This is a genomic window from Staphylococcus sp. EZ-P03, assembly GCF_003344575.1.
Lineage (GTDB): Bacteria > Bacillota > Bacilli > Staphylococcales > Staphylococcaceae > Staphylococcus > Staphylococcus simulans_B.
On the sequence record NZ_QPMO01000005.1, the window covers coordinates 22927 to 48785 of the forward strand.

29 protein-coding genes are annotated in these 25859 nt (G+C 35.9%); 19 read left to right on the forward strand and 10 right to left on the reverse strand.

The features are described 5' to 3' along the window. Positions 1 to 16 precede the first annotated feature (16 nt). The gene (agrD, locus tag DVJ99_RS02330) at positions 17 to 154 is read right to left on the reverse strand and encodes a cyclic lactone autoinducer peptide AgrD (RefSeq protein WP_105994211.1); all 138 of its coding nucleotides are present in this window, start codon (positions 152 to 154) and stop codon (positions 17 to 19) included. Then, a complete protein-coding gene (locus DVJ99_RS02335; RefSeq protein WP_105994212.1) occupies positions 154 to 732 on the reverse strand; it encodes an accessory gene regulator AgrB in 579 nt (192 codons plus the stop codon). The genes agrD and DVJ99_RS02335 overlap by 1 nt, the downstream gene beginning before the upstream one ends. A gap of 398 nt (positions 733 to 1130) precedes the next feature. On the opposite strand from DVJ99_RS02335, the gene DVJ99_RS13455 reads away from it, so the two are divergent. Further along, positions 1131 to 1211, forward strand: coding sequence for a delta-lysin family phenol-soluble modulin (locus DVJ99_RS13455; RefSeq protein WP_105994213.1), 81 nt, complete (start codon positions 1131 to 1133; stop codon positions 1209 to 1211). Positions 1212 to 1543: 332 nt separating this feature from the next. Here the strand turns inward: DVJ99_RS13455 and DVJ99_RS02345 are convergent, their stop codons facing one another. After that, positions 1544 to 2341 (reverse strand): carbon-nitrogen family hydrolase, encoded by a 798-nt coding sequence (locus tag DVJ99_RS02345; protein ID WP_114602990.1) that lies wholly within the window; start codon positions 2339 to 2341, stop codon positions 1544 to 1546. Between the two features lie 222 nt (positions 2342 to 2563). Between DVJ99_RS02345 and DVJ99_RS02350 the strand changes: the two genes are divergently transcribed. Then, the gene (locus tag DVJ99_RS02350) at positions 2564 to 4210 is read left to right on the forward strand and encodes an SdrH family protein (RefSeq protein ID WP_114602991.1); all 1647 of its coding nucleotides are present in this window, start codon (positions 2564 to 2566) and stop codon (positions 4208 to 4210) included. Between the two features lie 86 nt (positions 4211 to 4296). Here DVJ99_RS02350 and mroQ read toward each other — a convergent pair whose 3' ends face one another. Next, the gene (gene mroQ / locus DVJ99_RS02355; protein WP_114602992.1) at positions 4297 to 5040 is read right to left on the reverse strand and encodes an intramembrane glutamic endopeptidase MroQ; all 744 of its coding nucleotides are present in this window, start codon (positions 5038 to 5040) and stop codon (positions 4297 to 4299) included. Positions 5041 to 5253: 213 nt separating this feature from the next. Here mroQ and groES point away from each other — a divergent pair, with 213 nt between their 5' ends. Continuing rightward, positions 5254 to 5538: a co-chaperone GroES gene (gene groES, locus DVJ99_RS02360; RefSeq protein ID WP_105994217.1), complete on the forward strand. Its 285-nt coding sequence runs from the start codon at positions 5254 to 5256 to the stop codon at positions 5536 to 5538. A gap of 48 nt (positions 5539 to 5586) precedes the next feature. After that, a complete protein-coding gene (groL, locus tag DVJ99_RS02365; protein ID WP_105994218.1) occupies positions 5587 to 7206 on the forward strand; it encodes a chaperonin GroEL in 1620 nt (539 codons plus the stop codon). A 102-nt stretch (positions 7207 to 7308) separates the two neighbouring features. On the opposite strand, the gene DVJ99_RS02370 is transcribed toward groL, so the two are convergent. Beyond that, the gene (locus DVJ99_RS02370) at positions 7309 to 8334 is read right to left on the reverse strand and encodes a threonine aldolase family protein (RefSeq protein ID WP_114602993.1); all 1026 of its coding nucleotides are present in this window, start codon (positions 8332 to 8334) and stop codon (positions 7309 to 7311) included. A gap of 361 nt (positions 8335 to 8695) precedes the next feature. Between DVJ99_RS02370 and DVJ99_RS02375 the strand changes: the two genes are divergently transcribed. Together DVJ99_RS02375 and DVJ99_RS02380 are read left to right on the forward strand one after the other, a co-directional pair. Next, complete coding sequence (locus tag DVJ99_RS02375) at positions 8696 to 9514, forward strand: MetQ/NlpA family ABC transporter substrate-binding protein (RefSeq protein WP_114602994.1); 819 nt, start codon at positions 8696 to 8698, stop codon at positions 9512 to 9514. 30 nt (positions 9515 to 9544) lie between these two features. Further along, positions 9545 to 10339, forward strand: coding sequence for a MetQ/NlpA family ABC transporter substrate-binding protein (locus tag DVJ99_RS02380; protein ID WP_114602995.1), 795 nt, complete (start codon positions 9545 to 9547; stop codon positions 10337 to 10339). 69 nt (positions 10340 to 10408) lie between these two features. On the opposite strand, the gene DVJ99_RS02385 is transcribed toward DVJ99_RS02380, so the two are convergent. Continuing rightward, positions 10409 to 11704 carry an aminotransferase class I/II-fold pyridoxal phosphate-dependent enzyme gene (locus DVJ99_RS02385; protein ID WP_114602996.1) on the reverse strand — a complete coding sequence of 432 codons (1296 nt, stop codon included), beginning with the start codon at positions 11702 to 11704 and terminating at the stop codon, positions 10409 to 10411. Positions 11705 to 11898: 194 nt separating this feature from the next. On the opposite strand from DVJ99_RS02385, the gene DVJ99_RS02390 reads away from it, so the two are divergent. The 6 genes from DVJ99_RS02390 (at position 11899) to pmtD (ending at position 15821) form a co-directional block, all read left to right on the forward strand. Then, on the forward strand, positions 11899 to 12087 hold the full coding sequence (locus DVJ99_RS02390) for an SE1626 family protein (protein WP_114602997.1): 189 nt from the start codon (positions 11899 to 11901) through the stop codon (positions 12085 to 12087). A 163-nt stretch (positions 12088 to 12250) separates the two neighbouring features. Then, the gene (pmtR, locus tag DVJ99_RS02395) at positions 12251 to 12631 is read left to right on the forward strand and encodes a PSM export ABC transporter transcriptional regulator PmtR (RefSeq protein ID WP_002481711.1); all 381 of its coding nucleotides are present in this window, start codon (positions 12251 to 12253) and stop codon (positions 12629 to 12631) included. Further along, positions 12628 to 13518 carry a phenol-soluble modulin export ABC transporter ATP-binding protein PmtA gene (pmtA, locus tag DVJ99_RS02400; protein ID WP_114602998.1) on the forward strand — a complete coding sequence of 297 codons (891 nt, stop codon included), beginning with the start codon at positions 12628 to 12630 and terminating at the stop codon, positions 13516 to 13518. Before pmtR ends, pmtA begins: the two co-directional genes overlap by 4 nt. Next, a complete protein-coding gene (gene pmtB, locus DVJ99_RS02405; RefSeq protein WP_114602999.1) occupies positions 13515 to 14195 on the forward strand; it encodes a phenol-soluble modulin export ABC transporter permease subunit PmtB in 681 nt (226 codons plus the stop codon). The genes pmtA and pmtB overlap by 4 nt, the downstream gene beginning before the upstream one ends. A 13-nt stretch (positions 14196 to 14208) precedes the next feature. Then, the gene (gene pmtC / locus DVJ99_RS02410; RefSeq protein ID WP_105994225.1) at positions 14209 to 15096 is read left to right on the forward strand and encodes a phenol-soluble modulin export ABC transporter ATP-binding protein PmtC; all 888 of its coding nucleotides are present in this window, start codon (positions 14209 to 14211) and stop codon (positions 15094 to 15096) included. Beyond that, complete coding sequence (gene pmtD / locus DVJ99_RS02415) at positions 15093 to 15821, forward strand: phenol-soluble modulin export ABC transporter permease subunit PmtD (protein WP_105994226.1); 729 nt, start codon at positions 15093 to 15095, stop codon at positions 15819 to 15821. Before pmtC ends, pmtD begins: the two co-directional genes overlap by 4 nt. 50 nt (positions 15822 to 15871) lie before the next feature. Here pmtD and DVJ99_RS02420 read toward each other — a convergent pair whose 3' ends face one another. Then, a complete protein-coding gene (locus DVJ99_RS02420) occupies positions 15872 to 16435 on the reverse strand; it encodes a thioredoxin family protein (RefSeq protein ID WP_114603000.1) in 564 nt (187 codons plus the stop codon). Between the two features lie 349 nt (positions 16436 to 16784). On the opposite strand from DVJ99_RS02420, the gene DVJ99_RS02425 reads away from it, so the two are divergent. The 3 genes from DVJ99_RS02425 (at position 16785) to DVJ99_RS02435 (ending at position 18694) form a co-directional block, all read left to right on the forward strand. After that, complete coding sequence (locus DVJ99_RS02425) at positions 16785 to 17141, forward strand: hypothetical protein (RefSeq protein ID WP_240430805.1); 357 nt, start codon at positions 16785 to 16787, stop codon at positions 17139 to 17141. Positions 17142 to 17300: 159 nt separating this feature from the next. Beyond that, positions 17301 to 17861: an HAAS signaling domain-containing protein gene (locus DVJ99_RS02430; protein WP_114603002.1), complete on the forward strand. Its 561-nt coding sequence runs from the start codon at positions 17301 to 17303 to the stop codon at positions 17859 to 17861. Continuing rightward, positions 17858 to 18694, forward strand: coding sequence for a DUF4097 family beta strand repeat-containing protein (locus tag DVJ99_RS02435; protein WP_114603003.1), 837 nt, complete (start codon positions 17858 to 17860; stop codon positions 18692 to 18694). The genes DVJ99_RS02430 and DVJ99_RS02435 overlap by 4 nt, the downstream gene beginning before the upstream one ends. Positions 18695 to 18809: 115 nt before the next feature. Here DVJ99_RS02435 and DVJ99_RS02440 read toward each other — a convergent pair whose 3' ends face one another. After that, a complete protein-coding gene (locus DVJ99_RS02440; protein WP_114603004.1) occupies positions 18810 to 19853 on the reverse strand; it encodes a C45 family autoproteolytic acyltransferase/hydrolase in 1044 nt (347 codons plus the stop codon). Positions 19854 to 20258: 405 nt separating this feature from the next. Between DVJ99_RS02440 and DVJ99_RS13070 the strand changes: the two genes are divergently transcribed. Further along, positions 20259 to 20432 (forward strand): hypothetical protein, encoded by a 174-nt coding sequence (locus DVJ99_RS13070; protein ID WP_162912127.1) that lies wholly within the window; start codon positions 20259 to 20261, stop codon positions 20430 to 20432. A gap of 49 nt (positions 20433 to 20481) precedes the next feature. On the opposite strand, the gene DVJ99_RS02445 is transcribed toward DVJ99_RS13070, so the two are convergent. Next, the gene (locus DVJ99_RS02445; protein ID WP_114603005.1) at positions 20482 to 20883 is read right to left on the reverse strand and encodes a YolD-like family protein; all 402 of its coding nucleotides are present in this window, start codon (positions 20881 to 20883) and stop codon (positions 20482 to 20484) included. 167 nt (positions 20884 to 21050) lie between these two features. Here DVJ99_RS02445 and pglS point away from each other — a divergent pair, with 167 nt between their 5' ends. Beyond that, a complete protein-coding gene (pglS, locus tag DVJ99_RS02450) occupies positions 21051 to 22085 on the forward strand; it encodes a 6-phosphogluconolactonase (protein WP_114603006.1) in 1035 nt (344 codons plus the stop codon). Positions 22086 to 22327: 242 nt separating this feature from the next. After that, on the forward strand, positions 22328 to 23890 hold the full coding sequence (locus DVJ99_RS02455; RefSeq protein WP_114603007.1) for an SLC13 family permease: 1563 nt from the start codon (positions 22328 to 22330) through the stop codon (positions 23888 to 23890). A 119-nt stretch (positions 23891 to 24009) separates the two neighbouring features. Here the strand turns inward: DVJ99_RS02455 and DVJ99_RS02460 are convergent, their stop codons facing one another. After that, positions 24010 to 25122, reverse strand: a complete 1113-nt coding sequence (locus DVJ99_RS02460; protein WP_114603008.1) for a glycosyl hydrolase family 28-related protein — start codon at positions 25120 to 25122, stop codon at positions 24010 to 24012. A gap of 122 nt (positions 25123 to 25244) precedes the next feature. On the opposite strand from DVJ99_RS02460, the gene DVJ99_RS02465 reads away from it, so the two are divergent. Then, complete coding sequence (locus DVJ99_RS02465; RefSeq protein ID WP_114603009.1) at positions 25245 to 25796, forward strand: cysteine hydrolase family protein; 552 nt, start codon at positions 25245 to 25247, stop codon at positions 25794 to 25796. Positions 25797 to 25859: the final 63 nt, after the last annotated feature.

Here is a 25859-nt window from a genome sequence, read left to right on the forward strand (position 1 = left end):
AGAATATACTTTTATTTTATTTCTCTTCTTCTAACAGTTCTTTAGGAATTTCTGATTCATCGAAATAGCCCCAGCAAGGGTTGTACTTAGCCAAGTTTCCAATCTTTTCAAAGATAAAAGCAAATAATTTAAAAATAGTGTTTAAAATGTCCATTACAATACATCCTTTCTGTTTTTAGGGAAGAATATAGGCAATTGTGAACCACCTTGTAAAATGAGTCCTAACAAAATAAGTTGCTGATAGGGACTCGGTACAAAGAATGACATTGCGAACATTAACGTTGCAAGAGTGATTGCCATAATTTTCTTTTTCTTTATAAGTCGCGTGGGAATTGGTTGCTTAACTGTGGCAGCGGGTGCATATATAAATAGTGCAATTAATGCCATGACTGCCAATATAATGATAATGCTGCTGGGAATGTTAAAGGTTACTAATCCTAACGGCAACATTACAAATAAAACAATACTTTCTATATAGCATGCAAAAGTTGATTTAGCATGCGCCCCGTGTGCGTAGTGTCGAATAATAAAATAGCTAAGATGAACAGTTAGTGTGTATAAGAAAACATGGAATAGAAGAGCAAGTCCATAAACGACAATAGTTTTGAACAGGTTATTGAAAAAGACTTCTAGACCGAGCTTTATTTTTAAATAAGCGATACGATCAAGATTATTTCTCTTTTGCAGCGCTTGCGCCCAACGATCAATTTGTCTATTAAAAGCCTTTTGCATAGCCCCACTCTCCTTATTTTCATTATACTACCAAAACGTATAATATAATGATTCATTGCCCAACTGTTCATTTTTTATTCCAAACTGTAGGAAATCTACTAATATGGTCATTTTAACATATTTTTATAGACAGTTATGATTGAAAAAACATAAGTTAGGGATTATTCAACAATTTTTTTGGAATCGATGTTTTAATAAGGATGTATCACAGAGATGTGATAGGAAGTTGCGATAGCAAATTGCTTAGAAACAAATCGTTGTCTAAGGAATGTTGACTATCAGACTTTTACTTAAGATTGCAAAGTAATCAGTTTACGGCATCGTTAATATTCTTCGTAGAAATAACATGCTCTAAACTAACTGATCATCCAACATGAAAATGAAAGGGGGCAATCAACATGGCAGGCGATATCGTAGGTACTATCGGTGAATTCGTAAAATTAATCATCGAAACAGTTAAAAAATTCACTCAAAAATAATCCCTTATTTTTGTTGTCCTTTGAGTATAAGCACTAAATTGTTTAATCCTTTAGCAAGCATTAATGTTTGTCCTTGCATTAATGCTTGCTTCTCTCAAAATTTGTACATCGAAAATGAAGCGTTCGATGGGCGAATAATTGTAGTTAAAAAATTATCGTGAGTAGCATTTAATTTATCAAATATCGGTAAATTCACTAAAATTTTTTCATAATTAATAACATCCCCAAAAATAGATAGAAAAAATAACTGTAAACATTCCCTTAATAATAAGTTAAAACCCATGAGTTACTCCCAAACTCATGGGTTAATTTTTTGTCTTAATATAAGGATATTAATCATGTTGATATAAATGCGGACGACGATTATCAAAAACAGGAATATTTTTACGCTGTTGTTTGACTTCATCTAAATTAAGCTCAACAGTTAAGACTTCTTCTTGTGTTCCAGCTTCTGCCAATATTTCTCCATTAGGATTAATGACAATAGAATGACCCGCATATTCAGTACTGCCGTCTTTTTCATAGCCGCATGTGTTGCATGCTACGACAAAGATATCATTTTCGATAGCACGGCTTTGAAGTAATGTACGCCAGTGATTCAATCTTGCCATCGGCCATTCTGCGACATAGAAAAGAATATCTGCACCTTCAACAGCAGGATGGCGTGCAATTTCAGGGAAACGCAAGTCATAGCAAATAATCTGAGATGCTTTTACTTGATCGCTTAGAGAGAAAAGATAAGGTACTTTTTCTCCGCCTGTTAAATACAGATGCTCATCCAGCATAGGAACGAGATGAATTTTATCATATTGGTAAATCAATTCGCCTTCAGCATTAACAGTGAAAGCTGTGTTATACGTGTTGCCTTCTTTTTTATTTGATACAGAACCTGCCACAATTGTGACTTGGTATTTTTTACATAACTGTTGAATGAAAGCAAGACTTTGCTTCAATTCATCATCTGCAAGCTGTGATAATTGTTCTAATGCGTAACTGTTGTTCCACATTTCTGGTAAGACAGCGACATCTGTATCATTTTCAAGATGCTCTGAGAATAGTGCTTCTATTTTATTTTGGTTTGCTTTTGCATTACCGTGTACTAAATTAAATTGAAATAATTGGACTTTCATAGTTCTTTCACTCCATTCTTCATAGTATTACTGTACTAGACTCTAAACAGGATTTCCAATTTTTATAATAATCTGATTATTTTGATGTGTTACAAGGATTGTTACAAAGTGTTAAATATATTAATACTTCTTTTCATTCGCACATACATATAGAATTTAAAGAAAACTTCTTATATACTTAAGTTGATTGCTATATTTCTAAAAAAAGGGGGTGCTTTGAACATGAAAAAAAGATTATGGAAACATTTGACTGTCACGATTGCGACTACAGGTATACTCTTTCCAAATGCGGTCACAAAAGCTGCAGAAACGACAACTGATACTGTGACTGAACAAACTGCACAGACAACAGACTCAACAAATACAGAACAACCAATGCAAGATACTACACAAGATACACAAAATACACCTAATGCAAACACTACAGAATCTAATACACAGTCATCTGATCCAACAACTGATACAACACAACCAGAAGCTGAACAGAATACAACGCCGACAACGGATGATACGAATACAGATGCTCAAGCACCTGACAATTCAACTTCTGGTGATACAACACAAAGTGAAACGGATGCAACGCAAAATAGTCAGCCATCCGATAATACAACGCAGCCGGATTCAGAAACGAATACAGATACAAACACAGATACAAACACTGACACAAATACAGATACTCCAACGAACTCAGATACTGGCAGTTCAGACAGTAATCATACAAATGATGGCAGTACTGGCACAGGTGACAGTACAAATACGGATAGCAGCGGAAATACAGATAATGGTACAACAGATAACGGTTCAACGGACGGTGGGAATACAGACAGTGGTTCTACAGATACCAGCAAGCCGTCTGGGGGCAGCTCATCTTCAGATTCAAATCAAGAAAAGCCTAAGCCTGATAAACCAGATCAAAATGTGCCGTCTGAGAATCAGCAAGGCTCAAGTTCTAACTCTGGTCAAAGCGGCGGTTCAACAATACCTCAAAAAGGGGAAGGACAACAAAAACCAGATTCTGATCATCAAGAAGAACCGACACCTGAAACACCAACCAATCCTGACGGACCTTCAGAACAGCCGGATGATTCATCTAATCATCAAGGTACACAATATCCGCAAGCACAGTATCCAACGCGCCCGAATCGACCTGACAGATCTTCGGTGAACGTTCCGTCTCAAAATAGACCAGAAGGAAATTATGATGCTGCTCAATATGCATCGATTCCGAATTACAGCAGTATGCTGAACCCGCTTCCTTGGACAAATCAAAGCGGACAAAATGAGGACAGCAATTATTCAGATTACAACAGCATGCCGTTTGCGGCTTATGGACTGAATACCGACAGATTCGGTCATTTGATTACCGGTTCATTCAAATACAATCTGTTTATCGTGCATCAAGTAGGGACATTAAGCGAAGATACACGTGCAACGGTGAAAGATGTTAATGCTGTATTGAAACCGCAAAATTTCAGCAGCAACCGAAATTTAGATCACTTACAGCAAAGTACCGGTTACTTTAAATATCAATACTTCAGTCCTGCTCATGCTCAGCAATATTATGCAAATCTCGACTTGCAGATTTTAGGGCTTGTGACAAGTGACTTAGGTTCAATGCCTGACTTGAAAGAAATCAAAAAAGATAAAAAAGCACATGCGCAGCAAACGAAAAATGAAGACAAAACTGCAAACACTTCAAATCAGCAATCAGCTAAAGAAAAACAGGGCAACGATGAAAAAACTGCTGATACGAAAAAGTATCCAAGAATGATGAATGCTTTATTAATTACATTCGGTGCAGCATTTGTATGGTTTGTAATACTCATGATTATGAAGCGCAGAAAAAAAGAGGATAAAGATGAAGTATAAGGATAGGACATTATAGGTCTTATCCTTATTTCTTTAGAAAAGAAAAATCACCTAACAAGCAACGATGACTTGTTAAGTGATCAGGTTTAAAAGTGAATCAGATGAAAAATAAAAGAAACAGACTCTTGCATCTTCTTGATATCATCAGCAAAAAAGATTTGTATTGCGACTACATAGCTGTTCATAAAAATATGAATCAATACAGGCACCGCAATTCGTTTGGTAAATACATAAAAACCAGCTAAAATGAAGCCCATACCAAAGTAAATAATAATGAAGTCAGGGTCATTATGCGCTGACGCAAATAATGCCGAACTGACTGTTCCGGCAATGATAAATCTGATGATTTTATTTCCTTTAAGGATATTAAAAATCTCACCGAAAATAACTTTGCGGAAGACAAATTCTTCAAGCAATGGCCCGGCAATTGCGACCAATATTATAAATATAGGGGCTTCTTGAATAATTTTCATAATCCCTGTCGTATTTGGACTGGGTTGATCAATTTTAAATACAAAATGATTAATTAGAGAAGCAATCACTTGATAAATCAGTACAGCGACTAGTCCTAAAAGCGCCCATGGCACTACAAAACGTTTTTGGACTTTCTTTTGCAACTCTAGTTGTGTTTTGTTTTTAACTTTATAATTCATCCAAAGAATGATGAGTGCTGCGGCTATCATTAATATGACTTGTGTATATGATGTCGCAAGCATCAATTGTTTACCTTTAAAATTATCATAAACACCTGCACGGTATAATACTTGAGGACCGAACAGTGCAAGACCATATACAATTAAGGTAAGAATTGAAAACCAAAGTCGTGACATTGTCAAACGCCTCCATGTTATCTTGTTGTTATACCTATTCTAAACTAAAAGCAGGTGCGAGGAAAATAAATTCTAATTGCTTGATGTATTGACCAATTTTGATTAATATAGGAAGTGGGTTAGCACTCATGATATGAGAGTGCTAAACGAGATGAAATTGATCATAAAAATTAAATTAAAATATTTATTGCAACAATAATAGGAGGAACGACCATGCTTAAACCATTAGGAAATCGCGTAATAATTCAAAGAGTTGAAACTGAACAAACAACAAAGAGCGGTATCGTATTAACTGATAAAGCGAAAGAAAAATCTAATGAGGGTAAAGTTATCGCAGTCGGACCAGGCAGAACTTTAGATAACGGCAATGTAATTGCACCTGAAGTTAAAGAAGGCGACACTGTGGTATTTGAACAATATGCCGGCAGTGAAGTACAAGTTGGCGATGAAAAATACCTTGTTATCAGTGAAGAAGAAATATTAGCTATCGTTCAATAATACATTAATAAACTACTCATCAATCATATAACAGGAGGCTATTATTTTATGGCTAAAGAAATCAAATTTTCTGAAGATGCACGTCAATCTATGCTTCGCGGTGTTGATCAACTTGCGAATGCAGTAAAAGTAACAATTGGACCTAAAGGCCGCAACGTGGTATTAGATAAAGAATACACTGCACCTTTAATCACAAATGACGGGGTTACAATTGCGAAAGAAATCGAACTTGAAGACCCTTATGAAAATATGGGTGCAAAATTAGTTCAAGAAGTTGCAAATAAAACAAACGAAATCGCTGGTGACGGTACAACAACTGCAACAGTACTTGCACAAGCTATGATTCAAGAAGGCTTGAAAAACGTAACAAGCGGTGCAAATCCGGTTGGATTGCGTAAAGGTATTGATTTAGCAGTTGGAGAAGCGGTTAAAGCTTTACATGATCAATCACAAAAAGTTGAAAATAAAAACGAAATTGCGCAAGTCGGTGCAATTTCTGCAGCTGATGAAGAAATCGGCAGATATATCTCAGAAGCAATGGATAAAGTCGGCAACGACGGTGTAATCAGTATTGAAGAATCTAACGGTTTCAACACTGAATTAGAAGTCGTAGAAGGTATGCAATTTGACAGAGGTTACCAATCACCATATATGGTAACTGATTCTGAAAAAATGGAAGCGACTTTAGAACGTCCATACATTCTTGTGACTGACAAAAAAATCAGTTCATTCCAAGATATCCTTCCATTATTAGAACAAATTGTTCAATCTAATCGTCCTATTTTAATCATTGCAGATGAAGTAGAAGGCGATGCATTAACAAACATCGTATTAAACCGTATGCGCGGTACATTCACAGCAGTAGCTGTTAAAGCACCAGGTTTCGGTGACCGCCGCAAATCTATGTTAGAGGATATTTCAATCTTAACAGGTGCACAATTCATCACAGATGATTTAGGTTATGACCTTAAAGATGCGACAGTTGATATGTTAGGTACAGCGAATAAAGTAGAAGTTACTAAAGACAACACTACAATCGTTAACGGTGCCGGAGATAAAAACTCTATCGACGCGCGTGTATCTCAATTGAAATCACAAATCGAAGAAACAAATTCAGACTTTGATCGTGAAAAACTTCAAGAACGCCTTGCTAAATTAACAGGCGGTGTTGCTGTAGTTAAAGTAGGCGCAGCAAGCGAAACTGAATTAAAAGAACGTAAATTACGTATCGAAGATGCTTTAAACTCTACACGTGCTGCAGTTGAAGAAGGTATTGTAGCAGGCGGTGGAACTGCTTTAGTAAACGTTTATAAACGTGTAAGCGAAATCGAAGCAGAAGGCGATGTTGAAACAGGTATCAACATTGTACTTAAAGCATTAGAAGCACCAGTTCGCCAAATCGCTGAAAACGCAGGTTTAGAAGGTTCAATTATCGTTGAAAAATTAAAACACGCTGAACCGGGTATTGGCTATAACGCAGCGACAGGCGAATGGGTCAACATGTTAGAAGCGGGTATTGTAGATCCAACTAAAGTAACACGTTCAGCATTGCAAAATGCCGCAAGTGTCGCAGCAATGTTCTTAACTACAGAAGCTGTTGTTGCTAAACTTCCAGAAGAAAATAATGATGCAGGCAATCCAGGAATGGGTATGCCGGGAATGATGTAATAGAGTCTTTCTAGCATCAAATTAATTTTAATAAAGATAAGGACGTTCTCTAAAGTATATTTAATACTTTGGAGAGCGTCCTTTTTATAATGAAAATTTATTCTAAATATGATTTTTCAAATAATCAACATCTTCTTCTCGAGTTGCCCAACTTGTCGCAAATCTTACAATTTTATGGGCATCATCATATTTTTCCCAACAAGTGAATTTTACAAATTGTGAGAGTTTATCAATAGTAGCGTTATCCATAATGAAGAATTGCTGATTGGTTGGTGAATCTAAATATAATTGATAGCCTTTGTTCACAAATGCTTCTTTTAGTTTTAATGCCATTTTGATGGCGTGTTTACTGATATCAAGATAAAGGTGATCAGTAAACAATGCACTGAATTGAACACCGATTAAGCGACTTTTTGCGACCAAAGCACCATGTTGTTTAATGATAGAAGTAAAGTGCCTAGGCTCATTATCACGCGTAAATACAATAGCTTCTCCGCATAATGCGCCGATTTTAGTACCGCCTATGTAAAAGACATCCGCATAGTTAGCAATATCCTCCATGGTCACATCAGATTCTTGACTGACCAAAGCATAACCTAAACGTGCACCATCGATATATAAAGGGATGTTATAGGCTCTGCAGGTATTGGATAGACTTTCCAATTCTTCCTTAGAGTACAAAGTACCATATTCAGTAGGGTAGGAGATGTAAACCATACCCGGATAAACCATATGTTTATAATTTGAGTCTTCATAAAAATCATCGATATACGCTTTAACTTGCTGCGATGTGATTTTACCATTGTCAGAAGGTAATGTTAGTACCTTATGTCCGCTGAATTCAATCGCTCCTGATTCATGTACACTGATATGCCCTGTGTTCCCGGCTATCACCCCTTCATATTTATTCAGCATCGCATTAATAACTACTTGGTTTGTCTGCGTACCGCCGATTAAAAAATAAACTGAGGCGTTTGGAAGGCCGATTTCTTCTCTGATCTTAGCTATGGCTTCATGTGTATATTCATCATTGCCATATCCAGATTCTTGTACATAATTCGTTTCTACTAATTTCTCTAATACTTTTTCATGTGCACCTTCTAGATAGTCGTTTTCAAAAGATATCATTTTCTTTTCCTCCAATATAACTTGATGATAGGGAACTTCAAGGCTGTACTATTAAAGTAGTGCTAATATTCTGAATTTAACAACACTGCTTCAATAGTGGGCGATTTAATGTTTTTATAATATAGCTGTTGGTTGAACGTGTCAACTATTCTCAGTATGTGACAAAATGTGTGTACTCTGTTGAAACAGCTTCAATCCCTTAACAACCAACGATTGTTGAATTTGTATCAGTTTTTCAACAATTATAAAAACACCTTGAAAAATAGCAAGAAAATATAATTGACACTACCAACTATGAAGGAATGATGTATAATAGATAATACCTATCAAAATAATAAGGATTAAAGGGGGAGGAAGCTCGATGAAGAAGTATTTATTAGTTTTAACCATTATTTTAGCGGTGGTATTGAGCGGTTGCGGGAATAAACAAGAAAGCAAAGCCAAGCAAAAGAAATTTACGATTGCTTTTGGGGTTGGTACTTATGAGGAACAGTTCAGAAAAGGTATCTTGCCGATCTTGAAAAAAGAAGGCTATGATGTGACCATCAAAACATTTTCTCAAAATGACCAGGTTAATCCAGCAATGATTAAAGGGGATGTAAATGCTTCGGTATTCCAAAGCCGAGCCTACATGAAGAGTATTAATGATAAGTTAGGCGGACATATGATTGTGAATAACGATGTGCCGACTGCACCACAGTCATTATGGTCTAAAAAGCATAACTCTTTGAAAGAAATAAAAGACGGACAAACGATTGCTATACCGAATGATCCGGTTAACCAAGAAAGAGCATTTCGTATTTTTGAAAAGGAAGGCTGGGTCAAAATCGATAAAGATGCTGGGACTGTCAACTTTAATCAAAAAAGTGTCAAGCCCGGCAAATATGATTTGAAATTTAAGGAACTGCATCCAGCACAAATACTGCGTGCATTAGATGATGTGGATTATGGAGTTGTCAACGGCAACTATATCGCGGATTCAGACCGTGTCATTGCGGATGGGTTATTAGTTGAGAAGACACCTGAGCAGCATAAAGTAGTACTAACAATCAATGAAAAAGATAAAGGAACAGAATGGGCGAAGGCTTTGAAAAAAGCATACTATTCTAAAACATTCCAAGATTGGTATCAAAAGCAAGAAAAATACAAAGGATTTATTGTTCCTAAAGAGTGGAAGTAAGCATAAATTAATGGAAAGGAAACGAAACAATTGAAAAAAGTCATCACAATTATTTTAAGTTTAGTCTTTATACTTGTCGCATGTGGTCAAAAGGAAAATAATAAAGAACTTACCATCGGTACTTCACCGGGCCCTTATAGTGAATTGTTTATTAAACATATTAAACCGCAATTAGAAAAAGAAGGATTTAAAGTAAAAACAAAAGATTTTACTGATTTACAACAAGCAGATGTGGCATTAAATGAAGGACAAATTGATGTCAATGTTGATCAACATAAGGCATATATGGATACCTTTAATAAAGAAAAAGAGGGTAAACTCGTTGCAGTTCAAAAGATACCTACAGTACCTGCACAAATCTTTTCAAAAAAACACAAAAATCTTAATGTAAAACAAGGTGCAGAAATCGCAATTCCAAATGATCCATCGAATGCAGCCAGAGCTTATCGTCTACTTGAAAAAGCTGGATGGATTAAATTAGAAGCTAAAAAAGATGACATTAAAATCAGCGATAAAAACATAGTCTCAAATCCGCATCAGTTAAATATTAAGCAAATGGATTCGGCAAATATTCCTAGAATTTTAGATGAAGTGGATTATGCGGTAATCCCTGGTTCAATAGTGCATGCATCAAAAGTTGATACTAAACTTGCATTACTAAAAGAAGATTTAGTAGACCAACTTTATTTACAAGTTGTTGTCAATCAAAAGAATGAACATAAACCATGGGTGAAAGCGATAAAAAAAGCTTATCACTCAAAAGTCTTTAAGGAATCATTAGATAAAGAAAATACAGATCAAAAATGGATTGTTCCTAAAGATTAAACTTAATAAAAATGAAAATCCCACCTATTCAATAAAGAGTAGGTGGGAAAATATTTAATCTGATGGACTTTAACCTCTTAAATCTTCAATACCTTTAGCAATAGATTCAAAGACATGAGGAATATCTTGTTTTTCAATACAGCTGAATGCGACACGAATATCTGTTTTGTTTAAAGCAATTGTGCCGATTGAGTATGCTTCAATTAAGTGTTTGCGCAATGCTTCTGCATCTACACCGCTTACTTGGATGGCCATGAAGTAACCTGAGTTGAAATCGTAAGGTCTCCAATAAGTTGCGAATTTTTCATCATAAACAACTTCTTTAGTGACTTCATAACGTTCGCGCAATGTGTCGATATGACGTTGAATATCTGCTTCAAACGCTTCTCGGTTTTCAGGCTGCAATACATATTGAACTGCACTTTGAGATGGCATAGGTCCGCTTGAAATGTTGCTGCGGATTAAGCCTTTGACTTTCGCTTCTAATACAGATTTTGTTGCTTCGTCTGTTACACCGAAAGTAATGAAACCGACACGCAAGCCCCATGCGAAGAATTCTTTTGTCGCACCGTCTAAGCGTACAGGCAAGATATTTTCAGACTCAAGTTGAGTAAGAGCTGAGAATAAAGATTGTGTGTACACATCTTCATAGAATAAACCGTAATAAGCATCATCTACGATTGTAATCACTTTTGTACCGCGATCTGCTAATTTTTTAATCGCGTCTGCAATCACTTTAACTTGATCTGCAGTAGGTGTATAACCTGTCGGGTTATTCGGGTAGTTCAATAATAAGATGACTTTATCATTTTCATAGTTTTCCAATGTTTCCACAAAGCCGTCTGTTGTATAGCGGTTATCTTTATCGAAGATGGAATAAGTTTGAATATCTGCACCATGGCGTGTATTAAAGATTAATTTATAGTTGCCCCAGTTTTGAACAGGTAATAATAAAGTATCGCCAGGATTAACAAATAAATCAGCTAAGATAGATAAGCCGTGTGTCAAAGCATTTGTGACGATAGGTTTTGAAATTTGTTCATCTGTTAAATCCGAGTTTTCTTTTAAAATCTTTGCTTGCCATAATTCACGCAATGTTTCTAAACCTTGCGGTGGTGCATAAGGGAAAATTTCATCTGGATCCAAATGTTGATATAGATCAAAGATAGTTTGTGAATACAGTTTTCCATTATCATCTGTAGCCATACCGATAGTTGCATTATACTTCGTTGCTTTTGCTTCTGCTGATTGAGATAAAATACCTTTAGGATAAAACATATGTTTACCTAAATCAGATAACATATCTAATATGACTGGATTGGATTGTGTAAGTTGCTCGTTTAAATCAAGCGCTAATGGATTCATAATAATTCCGCCTCACTTTTTTAAGTCTTCATACATTACTATATTATCTTGAATAGGCCTAAATAGAAAGTGGGAAAGGCAATTTTAATAAAATGATAGAAGTTTTCTAAAGTAGTGCGATAAGAAGCAGGGAAGATGAATCGATGAACAGTACACTATAATTTGTTATACTTGCTTTGTTTGGGGTGAAAACAGTGAAGCATTTAACTAAAATTTTTGTCATCATCGCAATTATTACCTTTTTAGTGGGTATATATTTTCAAACGGCAAATGATGAAGGCGCAAGCATAAAGATGTTTTTAGCAGCGATTATGTTTATGATTTGTGCATTTATCAGTCGAAATAATGATCGCAAAAAAAGAGAACAAAATCGAAAGAAGTAACTGCACAAAATGGATGTGCAGTTCTTTTTTTGACCTAAAGTATATATACTCTATATACAGTTGGGGGGTGTTTTTGAACTTTTTTATACGAATTCAGCAGAAATAGTGGACAAAATTGTTATATCTGTGTATAGTGTATATATACAGTTAGGGAGGAAGTTAAATGAAAATACTGCTTAAAAATAATAGTGAATATCCGATATATGAACAAATCAAGCAGCAAATCAAAGAGAACATACTCAAAGGTTATATTTCTCCCGGTGATCACCTTCCATCTATGAGAGAACTTGCGAAAGATTTACGTGTGAGTCTTATTACTACAAAGCGTGCATATGAAGATTTAGAAAAAGATGGATTTGTGACTACTATCAGGGGAAAGGGCACTTACGTTAAAGAACAAGACAATGCGATTTTAAAAGAAAAACAATTCATAGTTATTGAAGATTTAACTAAGTCATTAGTAAAGGAAGCTAAAACAATCGGCATGCCTTTAGAAGAGCTGAATGAAATCTTAGCACTTATCTATGAGGAGGAAAATGAATGATAGAAAAAGCAATCGATGTTCAGTCACTAGATTACCGCAGAAAAAATTTCGAGCTTAACAATATTTCTTTTCATGTACCTCAAGGATTTGTGACAGGTTTCATCGGAGCGAACGGTGCAGGCAAAACCACAATTATCCGATTGATTATGAATCTGCTTCACCGTCAGTCCGGCAGTATTAAGGTGTTAGGCCAACCATTAACCCAAGAAGAAAGTGTGATTAAAGCACAGATTGGTTTTATCTACTCTGAGCTATATCTCAATCAAAAATGGAAAATTGCTAAAATCGAAAAATATATTGCGCCTATGTATGATAATTGGGATTCTGAGCTGTTTCATCATTACATAGCAAAGTTTAATCTTCCGCTCAAAAAGAAAATCAAAACATTTTCTACTGGAATGAAGATGAAACTTTCTTTTGCGATTGCATTCAGCCATCATGCTAAATTGTTTATTTTAGATGAACCCACTGCTGGTTTAGATCCTAATTCTCGTAATGAAGTATTAGAGATTATTCAAGACGAACTGATTAAAGAAGATGTTTCAGTGTTCTTTTCAACACATATTATTTCAGATATCGAAAAGATTGCAGATCATCTTGTCTATCTTAAAGACGGTGAAATCATCTTTAATGAACAAAAAGATGTATTGCTGACGGATTATCAAATCGTCAGAGGCAGCACAGAAGATTTGGATGAAGAGCTGAAAAGCTACTTTATTAATCTGAAAATCAAGCAAACAGGTTTTGAAGGCTTAACTACAGAAGCGAATGCCTTCAAGGAGTTATTCGGCAACCGTGTTGAGATAACGCAGCCCTCAATAGAAGAGCTGATGGTCAATATTGAACAAGCAGGCGTCAGTTTTAATGAAGCAGGTGAGTTAAGATGAAGCGATTAGTACTTAGAAATTTAAAGCTTAGAAAATATTCAATACTGCTCTATATATTATTACTCTTGCTGTCGCCGATTTTTTACTTTTTCTATAATCCGCTGTTCGGGTCAGTACTCTATGTAATTTTAACAGCATTCATTAGTTACATCACTATTATAGAGTCAGGTCAGCCTTTCTTGCTGCATGCGCAACTAGGTAAAAATGAGAGTTATTATTTTCATCACAGTCTGCCGTTTAATGCGATGCAGCAGTTGAATGCACACTATCTTACAACTTTAATAATGACACTTTTTGCTGGAGCGATTCTTTCACTGTATGAAAGAGTGCCGACAGGTGTAGTGTTAGGAGACAGTCACATTACGACCCCGATGTACTTCATAGGTGTGAACTTGTTTGGTCATGCGTTGGCATTTCCAAAATGTTCAGAAGTGAAAAAAGATTATGTTCCATTTATTTTGTATGTCATCGGAATGAATATCATACTGCCTATCATTTATGTCATAGGTATCGGTTTATTTGTGAAATTCTGGGGTGTCGGATGGGATCATCTGCCAAGCGAAGACGATTTGGTCAATATGATATCAGTCGTAATTTTTATCATTGGAATATTGAGCTTTATACTCACATACTTATATCAATTCAAGAAAATCAAACAAACAAAGCAATTGGATTAAAGGAGGCAATGCAATGAAACTGGAACAAATAACTAAAAAGTACGGAACGAACAAAGTATTAGATGCGATCGATTTTGATTTCGGTCAAAGCCGTATTGTAGGTTTAATCGGTAAAAACGGTGTTGGTAAAACGACTTTAATGAAAGTAATGAACGGTAATATTATCAATTATCAAGGAAAGGTCAATTTAGGGCCTGAAGAACGCATAGGGTATTTAATCGAACATCCTAAACTCTATGATAATAAGTCAGGACTCTATAATCTGAAAATCTTTGCGCAAGTTCTTGGTAAAGGTTATGACAAAGCTTATGCTCAAAGCATTATTGATGCTTTTGGTATGTCGCCTTACATTAAAAAGAAAGTGAAGAAGTATTCAATGGGGATGAAGCAGAAACTAGCGATTGCAGTATCTCTGATGAATAAACCGAAATACTTAATCTTAGATGAACCGACAAACGGAATGGATCCAGACGGCTCTATCGATGTATTAGAAACAATCCAAAGATTAGTGAAAGAGCTGGACATGAAGATCTTGATTTCGAGTCATAAATTAGAAGATATCGAATTGATTTGCGACCGTGCAGTGTTCTTAAGAGACGGCCATTTTGTACAAGATGTCGATATGGCACAAGGTACACCGACAGATACAACAGTATTGGAACTAGGTACAGCACTTTCAGACGAACAATTCAAAGCAGTGCTGGACTATTTGACGGTACATTATAGTATTCTTCAAAGTCATAAAGAATCTGGGGAAATTTCATTGAAATCGATTAAAGATTACCAACCTTTATTAAAAGGGCTTGCAGGTTTAGATGTCTTTCCGAAATACATTGAAACACGCAAAACGTCACTGCGTGATACGTACTTCAATATTAACCAAAGAGGTGAGAACAAGTGAATCTATTTCAATTAGTCAAACATGATATTATCAGTATTCTAAGAAGTCCATTAACTTATTTAGCATTCGTGTTAACACTGCTTCCGATTATCGGTATGACAGCGTTAGTCAATCAGCAAATGAAAAAAGTAGACGGTGATGTCATCTTAGCGATGGGAAGCTGGTTCTTCTCAATTGTAGGTTTGCTCTTTGTGATTAAAACAATTACAAGAGATATCTCTCAAGGAACGATTCAACTCTACTTAAATAAAGTCAGCAGCCGTATTAAATATTTTATTGCGAAAACATTATCGATCGCATTTATCGCTGTTTTTATCACAGTAATTTTGGACGTATTGGTATTAATTATCCAAGCCGTAACAAAAGGACCGGATGTGAAAGATGAGAAGCTGATTGAGATCTTATGGTTCTACTTGGTGTTCTTATTGTTCTTTGGCTTATTGCTTTTCTTAGTCGCATTAATTGTGCCGAAACCAGCATTGATTTACGCTTTAGGTATTTTCTTAGTCTTGATTGTACCTTTTGCGGAACCGTTCTTGCCGATGATTCCTAAAATCGGCGATGACATTCAAAAATCATTGAAATATATTCCATTCAGTTACCTGACAAGCAAGACGACATCAGGGAAATACACTTTCAGCAACTGGCAATGGTTCATTTCAGCAGCTTCCATCGTTATTTTCTTTATAGCGAATACATTCTATATCTCTAAAAAAGATATTTAGTCAAAAAAGAGCCGGAATGTTAGACACTTGTCTAGCTTCCGGCAATTCTTTTACGGGTTTAATAATTTGTCGATAATGGAATCATATACTTCTTTCCATAAGTTAGAGTCTGTTTTGAAGCGGTTGCTGATTACAACATGCGAATGTTGTACGGCTTCATCATAATCAGGTGCATCTTTTTCTGGTAATAATTTGCTTCTTGTCTTTTCCACAAAGACTTGTGCTGCTTTAGCACGCGGACCCCAAACGTTTTCTTGTTCGAATTTATCATTTAAAAAGATGAAAATCGGAATCGAACGAGATTTACCGTTTGTTAAGTAACGATCAATCAAATCTGTATCTTGATCTCTATGGAAGACATGAACTTCTAGATTAAGCAATTCGCTGATATGCTTGAGAATTGCAACGTTCATCATGGCATCCCCACACCAGTCTTCAGAAATCACAAGCACTTTATCATAATTTTTCTGCTTAATCTGATCAATGCGTGTATCATTTTCAGGCACTTTAAAATCTTCATAGATTTTAAGCAAGCCTTCTTTATTCTCTTTCATTTGTGAGATGTAAGTATCTAGATCTTGGCTGTCTTTATAATATGTTTCTAATTTTGCCATCGATATAACCCCCTTCGCTTATTGATAACATTATAGCAACATTTGATTCAGATTTAAAAGAAAATGTTGTGAAAATTCAAAACAATATATATTATTGTAAATGTTGTTCATAACTTTTGTATTTATCGTATTATATAAGTTGAATAGCACAGTGCAATTGTTAAAAAAAGTAGTATGATTAAAAAGAGACAATACAGAACGTCAACGACAGCAAAGAGGAGTGATTCTTTTGAAGTATAAATTGGTTGCTTTCACAGTATTTTCAATATTGAGTGTAATAACTTTATTGATTTCAGGGTATATAAGTAGTACAAAATCCGTTGATTTGTCGGAATTTACCATTAATGATATGAAGCCTAACCAAACATTCAATCCATCAGGTTTTAAAGAAAACCGCAATATTCAACTCGAACGTTATCGATTCTACTATAATGAAAAACATCCTGATTTCATTGTTAAAGTGAATAAACATAAAAAGGTTATTTCAGGCATGGTAGTCATTAAAGACAGCAGTATTAAAACGAATATGGATTTTCAAGTCGGCGCGTCAGTTGATGATGCGATACAAGCATTAGGCAACGGCTATCAATTGACTGAAGGCAAAAATGGTTATAAAACATTGAACTATGTAGATAAAACACATCATCTCAAACTCAAAATTTTATACCAAAATGATGAAATCAGACGAATTGAATATTTTAAATAATTGTGATGTATGAGATGGCAAGCTGGAATTATAGAAAAGGGGAGCCATCTTTTTAATATTTTTGCGTTGTTGTGAAACTTTCAAAAAATAGCAGATATAATTATTTTTAAAATTATATAAATTACAGTATAATTCAAGTAGATTTCGGAGGTGACCACTGTGAACAAAATTACATTTTTAAATGATTTAGAAAGTGAACTGAGATGGTTGCCTAGACATGAACAAGATAAAATCATGTATGAGTATGAAGATATCTTTTATGAAGGTGAAAGGGAAGGCCGTTCTGAAGTTGAAATTTTAAAAGGAATGGAAAGCCCAAAGAAAATTGCTAAAGAAATATATGCACAAAAAGCAATTAAAAATGCGGAATATGCGCCGAATGCGCAAAACGTCACAAAAGCAGTACTGGCGACGCTCGGCATAGGCATCTTAACGTTAGTGATCATTTTGATTCCATTGCTGTTTGTAGTGATGTTTATGGTGATTCTGCTGTTAGCCTCGCTGGTCTTGCTGCTGTCGCCTGTGATTATGCTGAGTGCTAATATCTTAAGCGGCTTTACGCATTTTATCTTCAGCGACTTTTTATTCGCTTTTGGTTATTCAGGATTAGGCATTATATTTATCGTCTTAATCTTCAAATTAGCTGAAGTGATTTATAAATTGATATTGAAGTACTTGCGTTGGAACTTGAAATTGATTAGAGGGAGCATAAATTCATGAAGAAATTATTATTAATTGGAATGATTGTATTTGTAGCCTTCTTTTCAATGGGGACGTTAGTATGGTTCGTACATGATCGCAGTAATTTACCGCAAGAAAATGTTAAAAAGACATTTCATAATGAAAGTATCCGAGATATTTCTATCAGCGGTAATCGTTCAGATATAAAGATAGTCCAAGGGGATGAGCTGAAATTAAATTATAAAGGACAGCGTCCGATTAATTACTCTGAACATAATAACATTCTGAAAATATCAGAAGACAAACAAAATGATTTTGCACCGAACATCAATCCTTTTAAGAAAACTAGGCAGAAAATGATCATCGAAGTACCGAAGAAACAATTAAATGATATTAATATTTCAACTGATATCGGCAGAATCGAAATTGATAATATTCATTCAGCAACAACAACCATTTGGAACAACGTTTCAGATGTTGCTATCAAACGTTCAACTTTAGAAGATGTTGAAATGAAATCAGACAGCAGTAATTTAACTTTTGAAGACAGCAAAATTAAAAACGGTTATTTCAAAATTAATTCCGGCAGTGTTTTAGGCAAACATGCATTAGTGAAGGAGAGCGTGTTTATTTTAGGACAAGGCAGTATTACATTTGAAAAAATGGCCAATGCTTGTGACTTAAAAGCCTCTACGAAGAGAGGGAATATCACATTATCTTATGAAAAACCGCCTCAAAACACATTGTTGAAATTAAATCCTGCAGAGGGTGAAAAGATTGTATCGAATCCGCATTTCAAAAATGATAAAGTCGGAAACGGAGAGAACGTGTTAGAGTTTTATACCAATAAGGGCAATATCAAAATTGAATAATGAACGTTCTAAGCCATAGTGGTTTTAGAATGAGTGTATTAAAGTAAAAAAAACGATTTTCATCAAAAGTCAGATGAAAATCGTTTTTCTTTATTCCTTTGATATATTAAGGCATTTATTCTGATGCAAATTGAATATCTGTATCGATTTCGCCATGCAGTTTTGTAATATCTAATTCATCATGGTCTAACCAGCGTTCAAAATCAATACATACAGGTGTTCCATTCTCGCCTAAAGCAATCCAAGCTTTCATCTGATCTGGTTCATACATAGAAGTGTGGATAGTACCTGACCAGCTGCCAAAGAGCTTGCTGTAGATATCATATTTTGGATCATTGAAGAGTTCTAATGCTTTCATTTTATCCATATGAATATCTGTTTGTTTCAAAGTACGTGCTAAACGTTCTTTGGATTCTTTAGTGTAATTGCGGTTTTCATGCGTCAGCAATTTAAAGTGGTTGGTACATGTGCGATCGTAACGGATATCTAAGCCTCTTGGTGTGACTTCGATAATGGCGTGCTGATTATTTTTATCCATGACGATATAACTAAATGAACTGCGGTGCGGAATTTCTTTGAGCAGACGAATCGCTTCATCGGTATCTTTGCATAATTCTAAAATCAATCTGCCGATCATATAGCAGACAAATCCATCTTGCGGGTGTTTGCGATGCATAAAGTTGTAGCCCATAGCCAAGCCAGCTGAATTCAAGCCGTCCATTCTGCCTGTAATTCTTGAAGTAGGACCGATTTGTGCTAATCCTCCGTCATTGGGCTCATAGAGCAGATAACGGCCGTCATAGGTTGCCGGGTGGTAATCGTAGTTGCGGACTAAATAATTATCTCCAAGGAAGACCGTACACCCGCTGTCTTTTTTGATAGGGGTGAAACGATAATGCGCAAAGTTGAATACAATTTGTCTCATCGGCAATTCTAATACCTCGCGCATGCCCATTAATTCCTCCCAAATTTGAGGGGCATAGAGATTGAATATATCGTGTGTTGCATTGATATCTATATCAAAACGCGGCAGGCGTTTTTTCCATTCTTTTTCTCTGTTTTGCATCAGGCGTGTGGATTGCATCCATTTACCGGTTTCAACGCCTAAATCATAATGCGACCCTTTAAAAGTCATAATATCTGATTGTACCTTTTGCATATGAAATAACTCCTTAACGTATTCTTTTATAGTTTGTTACAATAATGTAATTTATTGTTAATAGACTTCAGAAATCAATCCGTATTATAATATATTTGTAGAGAAAAACCTGTTAATACGGTTTAAAAATGTCACTTGAAACGCAGAGATTTTACGTTTAGAGGTGATAGTGATGGTTCAAGATTATTATAGCAAAGCATATGCTGCTGTATACAGATGGTGGAGGGGCGCTTGAATAATCTTACATTTCCAAGGGTTAACCATTTAGTGTTAGCCCTTTTTTTAGTATAATAGAACTTGTATATGCTTGAACATTTTTATTATAGGGTATATGTTTTAATGACCAATTTAAGTATGCTATCATAAGAGCATGCAGGCGATTATTTTTATAGAGGTGAAATCAAAATGTTAGACTTTATTAAAGGCTTTTTTAAATTCTTCTTTAGTTTAGCACTCATCGTTTCAGTAGTAGTTGGCGTGGGTGTAGCCGTATTCGCTTTCATTTTCAAAAAAGATTTTGAAGATATCGAAAGAAGAACAAAAGAAATTGTTGCTGATATTGAATCAGGCAATAATTAATGATGATGAACTAAAACACTTGCTGGGTGATAATCCAGCAAGTGTTTTTTTAGGTTCGGCTTAATGTAATTTGAACGATATCCAACAAAGAAAGCTGGATGTGCTGCTGTTTTAAAGTACTGCCAATGAGCAGCTGATCCAAATAATCAATTTTTTTCGGTACCATTTCTAAAGTGCGGATCCAACCGTCTCTGAAATAACGTATTTTAATTGTACATTGTTCTTGAAAGGCAATATGAATCTGCTGATTCAATTCATTGATTTGATCCTCGGATAATATAGGACGTTCAATTTTGGTTTGGTCTACCGCATACTGATGCAATCGTTCGAATTGTTCGGGCAAGGTCGCAAAAGGGGCCCATTTTACCATGCCTCTGCCTACTGGAATATTAGAATCTAATTGGCTTCTTGGAATTTTACGATAATCTGTTTCCGTATTTTGTGCTTTCATCAAAAATCACCTGCTTAAGTAGAAGTTGATAATTCCATTATACGAACACTTGTTCGTATTTTCAAGTTAAAGTTATATTGCTCGAATAATCACATTATTTAGACTGTAGTATTATCATTTTTATTTAGAATCCCGTACAATAGTAGGTAATACGAGGAGGTAATAATATGACGAAATCAGGTTATATTGGATCTTACACTAAGAAAGATGGTAAAGGAATTTATCGTTTTGTTTTAGATGAAGCAAATGAAAAAGTATCAGAAGTTTCAACAGCTTATGAGATTGAAGCATCAACATTTATTACACGCCGCAATCAATTCTTATATGCAATTACAAAAGAAGGTGAACGCTGCGGTGTTGCGAGTTTCAGAGTAGAAAACGACGGTACATTGACACTGTTGAACAAATGCTTGGATTCAGTAGAAGGTACAGGATGTTATATTTCAGTATCTAATGACGGCGGCTATTTGTTTGAAGCAGTTTATGGTGCAGGGATTATTCGTTTATATGAATTAGATGCATCGACAGGTGAAGTAGTACGCTTAATAGAAGAGTTGAAACATAAGTATCCAGTCGGCCCGCATGAACGCCAAGACCACGCACATGTACACTATGCACAAGAAACACCAGATGGTAAATTTGTAGCAGCATGCGACTTAGGTACAGATAGAATCGTCGCTTACAAATATGATGAAAATGGTTATGAGGTTGCTGCTGTTTCTGAATTTACTGCAGGATACGGACCGCGTCATATTGCATTTCACGGCAACGGCAAGTATGCGTATGTAGTGCATGAACTTTCAAATAAAGTGAGTGTCGCAAAATATGTGAACGGTCATTTCGAAGTAGTTAAAGAATATACTACCATCCCAAAAGACTTTGAAGGGGATACAAAATTAGCAGCAGTACATTTATCACATGACCAACGTTTCTTATATGTTTCGAACCGCGGCCATGACAGTATCGCTGTATATGAAGTAACAGATGATGGGGATGACTTGATTCCGGTTGAGATTGTTAAAACAGGCGGAGAATTCCCTAGAGATTTCAATATTTCAGATGATGATCAATTCATCGTATGTGCACATCAAGAAGGCAGTTCTCCAGTCACAGTGCTTAAACGTGATAAAGCAACAGGCCGTTTAACATTAACAGATGATCACCAACAAGCTGCAGAAGGTGTTTGTGTCATTTTCGACTAATCCGCCATCAATATATTCAACCAGTCCTTTAACGGGGCTGGTTTTAATTTTGCCAAAATATAAGAAAATATTATCAAGAAAATTGGAAATATTTATGTAAACGTTTGCAAATTCTGGTTAAATATACGGAAAAATGTGATAAAATTAAAAACAAACATGTTCAGGGGTACTTTAAATTTATATGCAACTTAAATTGTATTTTAGTTTAAGGTTAAACATGTTGAAAATAAGGGGGGATTGTTATGCATCAACAACATAACAGTGATTATCACATTCCAGGACGTCTGACATTCTTTTCAAATCAGAAAAAGAATAAGCCGTATAATAAAGGCCAGATGATTGGATTGATTTTGGGACCATTATTATTTGCGTTGATTTTAATGTTTGTACATCCAGAAGGCTTGCCGTATCAAGGGGTATTCGTTTTAGCAAGTACCGCATGGATTGCAGTATGGTGGATCACAGAAGCGATTCCGATTCCGGCAACCAGTTTAATGCCGCTGGTATTAATGCCGATAGGGCATGTAATGGATCCGGCAGAAGTTACTTCTGAATACGGAAACGATATTATTTTCTTATTCTTAGGCGGATTCATTCTTGCGATTGCCATGGAACGTTGGAACTTACATACACGCGTTGCTTTAATTATTATTAATAGTATCGGTACAAGCACAGGCAAGATATTATTAGGCTTTATGCTCGCAACAGGCGGTTTATCAATGTTCGTCTCAAATACAGCGGCGGTCATGATTATGATACCTATCGGTTTAGCGATTATTTCAGAAGCCAAAGCCTTAAATGATGGGGAACGCAGTCAAAATAACTTGTCAAAATTTGAGAAATCATTGGTACTCGCAATCGGTTATGCAGGTACTATCGGTGGTATGGGGACTTTAATCGGAACTCCGCCGCTGATTATATTAAAAGGCCAATATAATAGTGCCTTCGGCGAAGAAATCAGTTTTGCGAAGTGGATGATTATCGGTATACCGACGGTCATTATCTTATTATTCTTAGCTTGGATCTATTTAAGATTCATTGCCTTTAAACAAGATATGAAGCACCTTCCAGGTGGAGATGATTTAATCAAGACAAAATTGAAAGAGTTAGGCAAAATCAGCTATGAAGAAAAAGTGGTCTTTGCTGTCTTTGCGTTAGCCAGTATCTTATGGATTGTACGCGAATTTCTGCTGAAACAATGGGGACCGACTTCGTTAGTGGAAGATGGGACAATCGCCATGTTCGTTTCTATTTTACTGTTTATTATTCCGACTAAAAATAACACAAAGCATAAACGCATCATTGATTGGGAAGTCGCCAAAGACTTGCCATGGGGCGTATTAATTCTCTTCGGAGGCGGTTTAGCGTTAGCCAAAGGTATTTCAGAAAGCGGCTTAGCAAAATGGCTGGGCGGACAATTAACTGCTTTAAACGGTGTCAGTCCATTGCTTATCGTTATTGTGATTACGATGTTCGTACTCTTCTTAACTGAAGTAACTTCAAACACAGCTACAGCAACTATGATACTGCCTATTCTTGCGACATTATCTGTGGCAATCGGTGTACATCCGTTATTACTTATGGTACCCGCTGCGATGGCCGCAAACTGTGCTTACATGATGCCGGTCGGCACACCGCCGAATGCCATTGTCTTCGGTACAGGTTTGATTTCCATCAAGAAAATGGCAAGTGTCGGTTTCTGGGTCAACTTAATCAGTGCCATTTTAATCATCTTAGTAGTTTACTTCTTAATGCCGTTAGCATTAGGCATCGATGTCAGCCAACCGCTTAAACCATTGAAATAATAGGAAATGCATTGATACAAGAAGCATCAATCAAAAATAGACATATAAGTTAAATGAAAAAAGTCAGCCTTATCATCGTATAGGGCTGACTTTTGTGGTCTATCATATATTTTCAATTTTTAAGATTTGATGAGTAACTGATGATGATCAACATTACGCATTTTAATTTGTGCTTTTGTGACTTGTGGCTGGTTGAAGTAAAGGCCGTTTATATCATTTAAAGTAAATGTATGTGTTGCGTCGAAATGATTTTCAGTAATAAAAACATCTTGATGCTGCGTATTGAAATAGCCGCGAATGTTAATAGCATCTTTTGTCATTGTGCCTTCGAAGCGGTTGTTGATGATATTTAAATCACGTCCGCCTTGAGCAGTAATACGTTGTCCGGTTTGCACATCAGCAGTATGTTTATCGTCTTTAGTACCTAAGAAGCGGATACCGCCAGCGCAATCTAAGAAATGGTTATCTACGATATATAAACCGTCTGCTTTAAAAGGTGTTAAAGCAAAATCTAAAGTTTGATGGAAAGTATTGCGATAAATAAAGATGTCTTGATAGAACTTGTTATGACGTGTTGCATGAGAGCCGACAGCACGATTCCAGCTGGTAAATCCTGGTGTATCAGAAGGACCGAAATAACATTCTGATATCATAACATTTCGTGTGATGGTACCGTCTCTTGTTCCGAATTTAGGGAAAGCACCTGGGACTTGAATGTCTAATTGAATAGCTTCTGAAAAGCCGCGATCTCCATTGATATCAAGGAACCCTTCAAAACTGCATCTGGTAATAATTAAGTTGTTTACACCGCAGGCATCAATCGCATGTCCGCCGACAACATCTTTGAATCTAATATTATATAAGACAAGGTCGTGCGCATGACCTAGGCACATCGCAGTGTTATTGTCAGGGATGCGGCTGCCATTCATATCGAATGTACCGCCGATAATTGTAATATTGCTGTTGCCGTTGTAATGATGATAAAAGCCGTTTCGGATACCGTTTTTCAATAAAGCATCTTTGCCTTGGCGTTTAAGTACAGTATCTTCATGCATAAACAGCGTAGTGCCTTCATAAATAGTTAAGGCGCGTTTAATATGGAATTCTCCTTTAGGAATAAAGATAATGCTTCCAGGATGTTTTTTGGCAAGATTTAACGCGTGTTGAAGCGCTTTAGTGTCTTTATGTTTATGCTTGCCTGTAAGTCCGAATTCAGTTGGATGGATGATCATGATTTTGACCTGCTTTCTTAAGATTCTTTTTGATTGAGTGAAAGGGTAGTCGCTCGATAATTTGTGTGAAGTAGGTTATTCTATTAATTAACAAGATATCACAAAATTGGGGGTAACGCATTATGGCCAATAAAGCCTTGATTGTTGTAGATTATTCATATGACTTTGTAGCACCGGATGGTAAATTGACATGCGGTGAACCAGGTCAAGCGATTGATGGATTTATCGCAGAAAGAATGCAAGCGTATGATAAAGAGGGGGACGCAGTCTTTGTCATGATGGACTTGCATTATGAAGATGACCCGTATCATCCAGAAAGCAAACTATTCCCGCCGCACAATATCGAAGGGACATCAGGAAGAGATTTATACGGTAAAGTAAAAGAAGTTTATGCGGACATTAAAGATCATGAACATGTCCATTATTTAGACAAACGCCGTTATGATTCATTCTTTGGTACACCTTTAGATAGTTTATTGCGCGAACGCGGCATCACTGAAATTGAAATTGTCGGTGTATGTACGGATATTTGTGTATTGCATACTGCAATTTCCGGTTATAATAAAGGGTATACGATTACTATTCCGACTAAAGGTGTTGCATCCTTTAATCAGGAAGGACATACTTTTGCGTTAGAACATTTTAAAAATGTCTTAGATGCGAAGGTAGAATAACAGTTAAGAATCGTGATAAAATAGTATTAATTAGATATGAATTACAATAATTAACGACAAGGA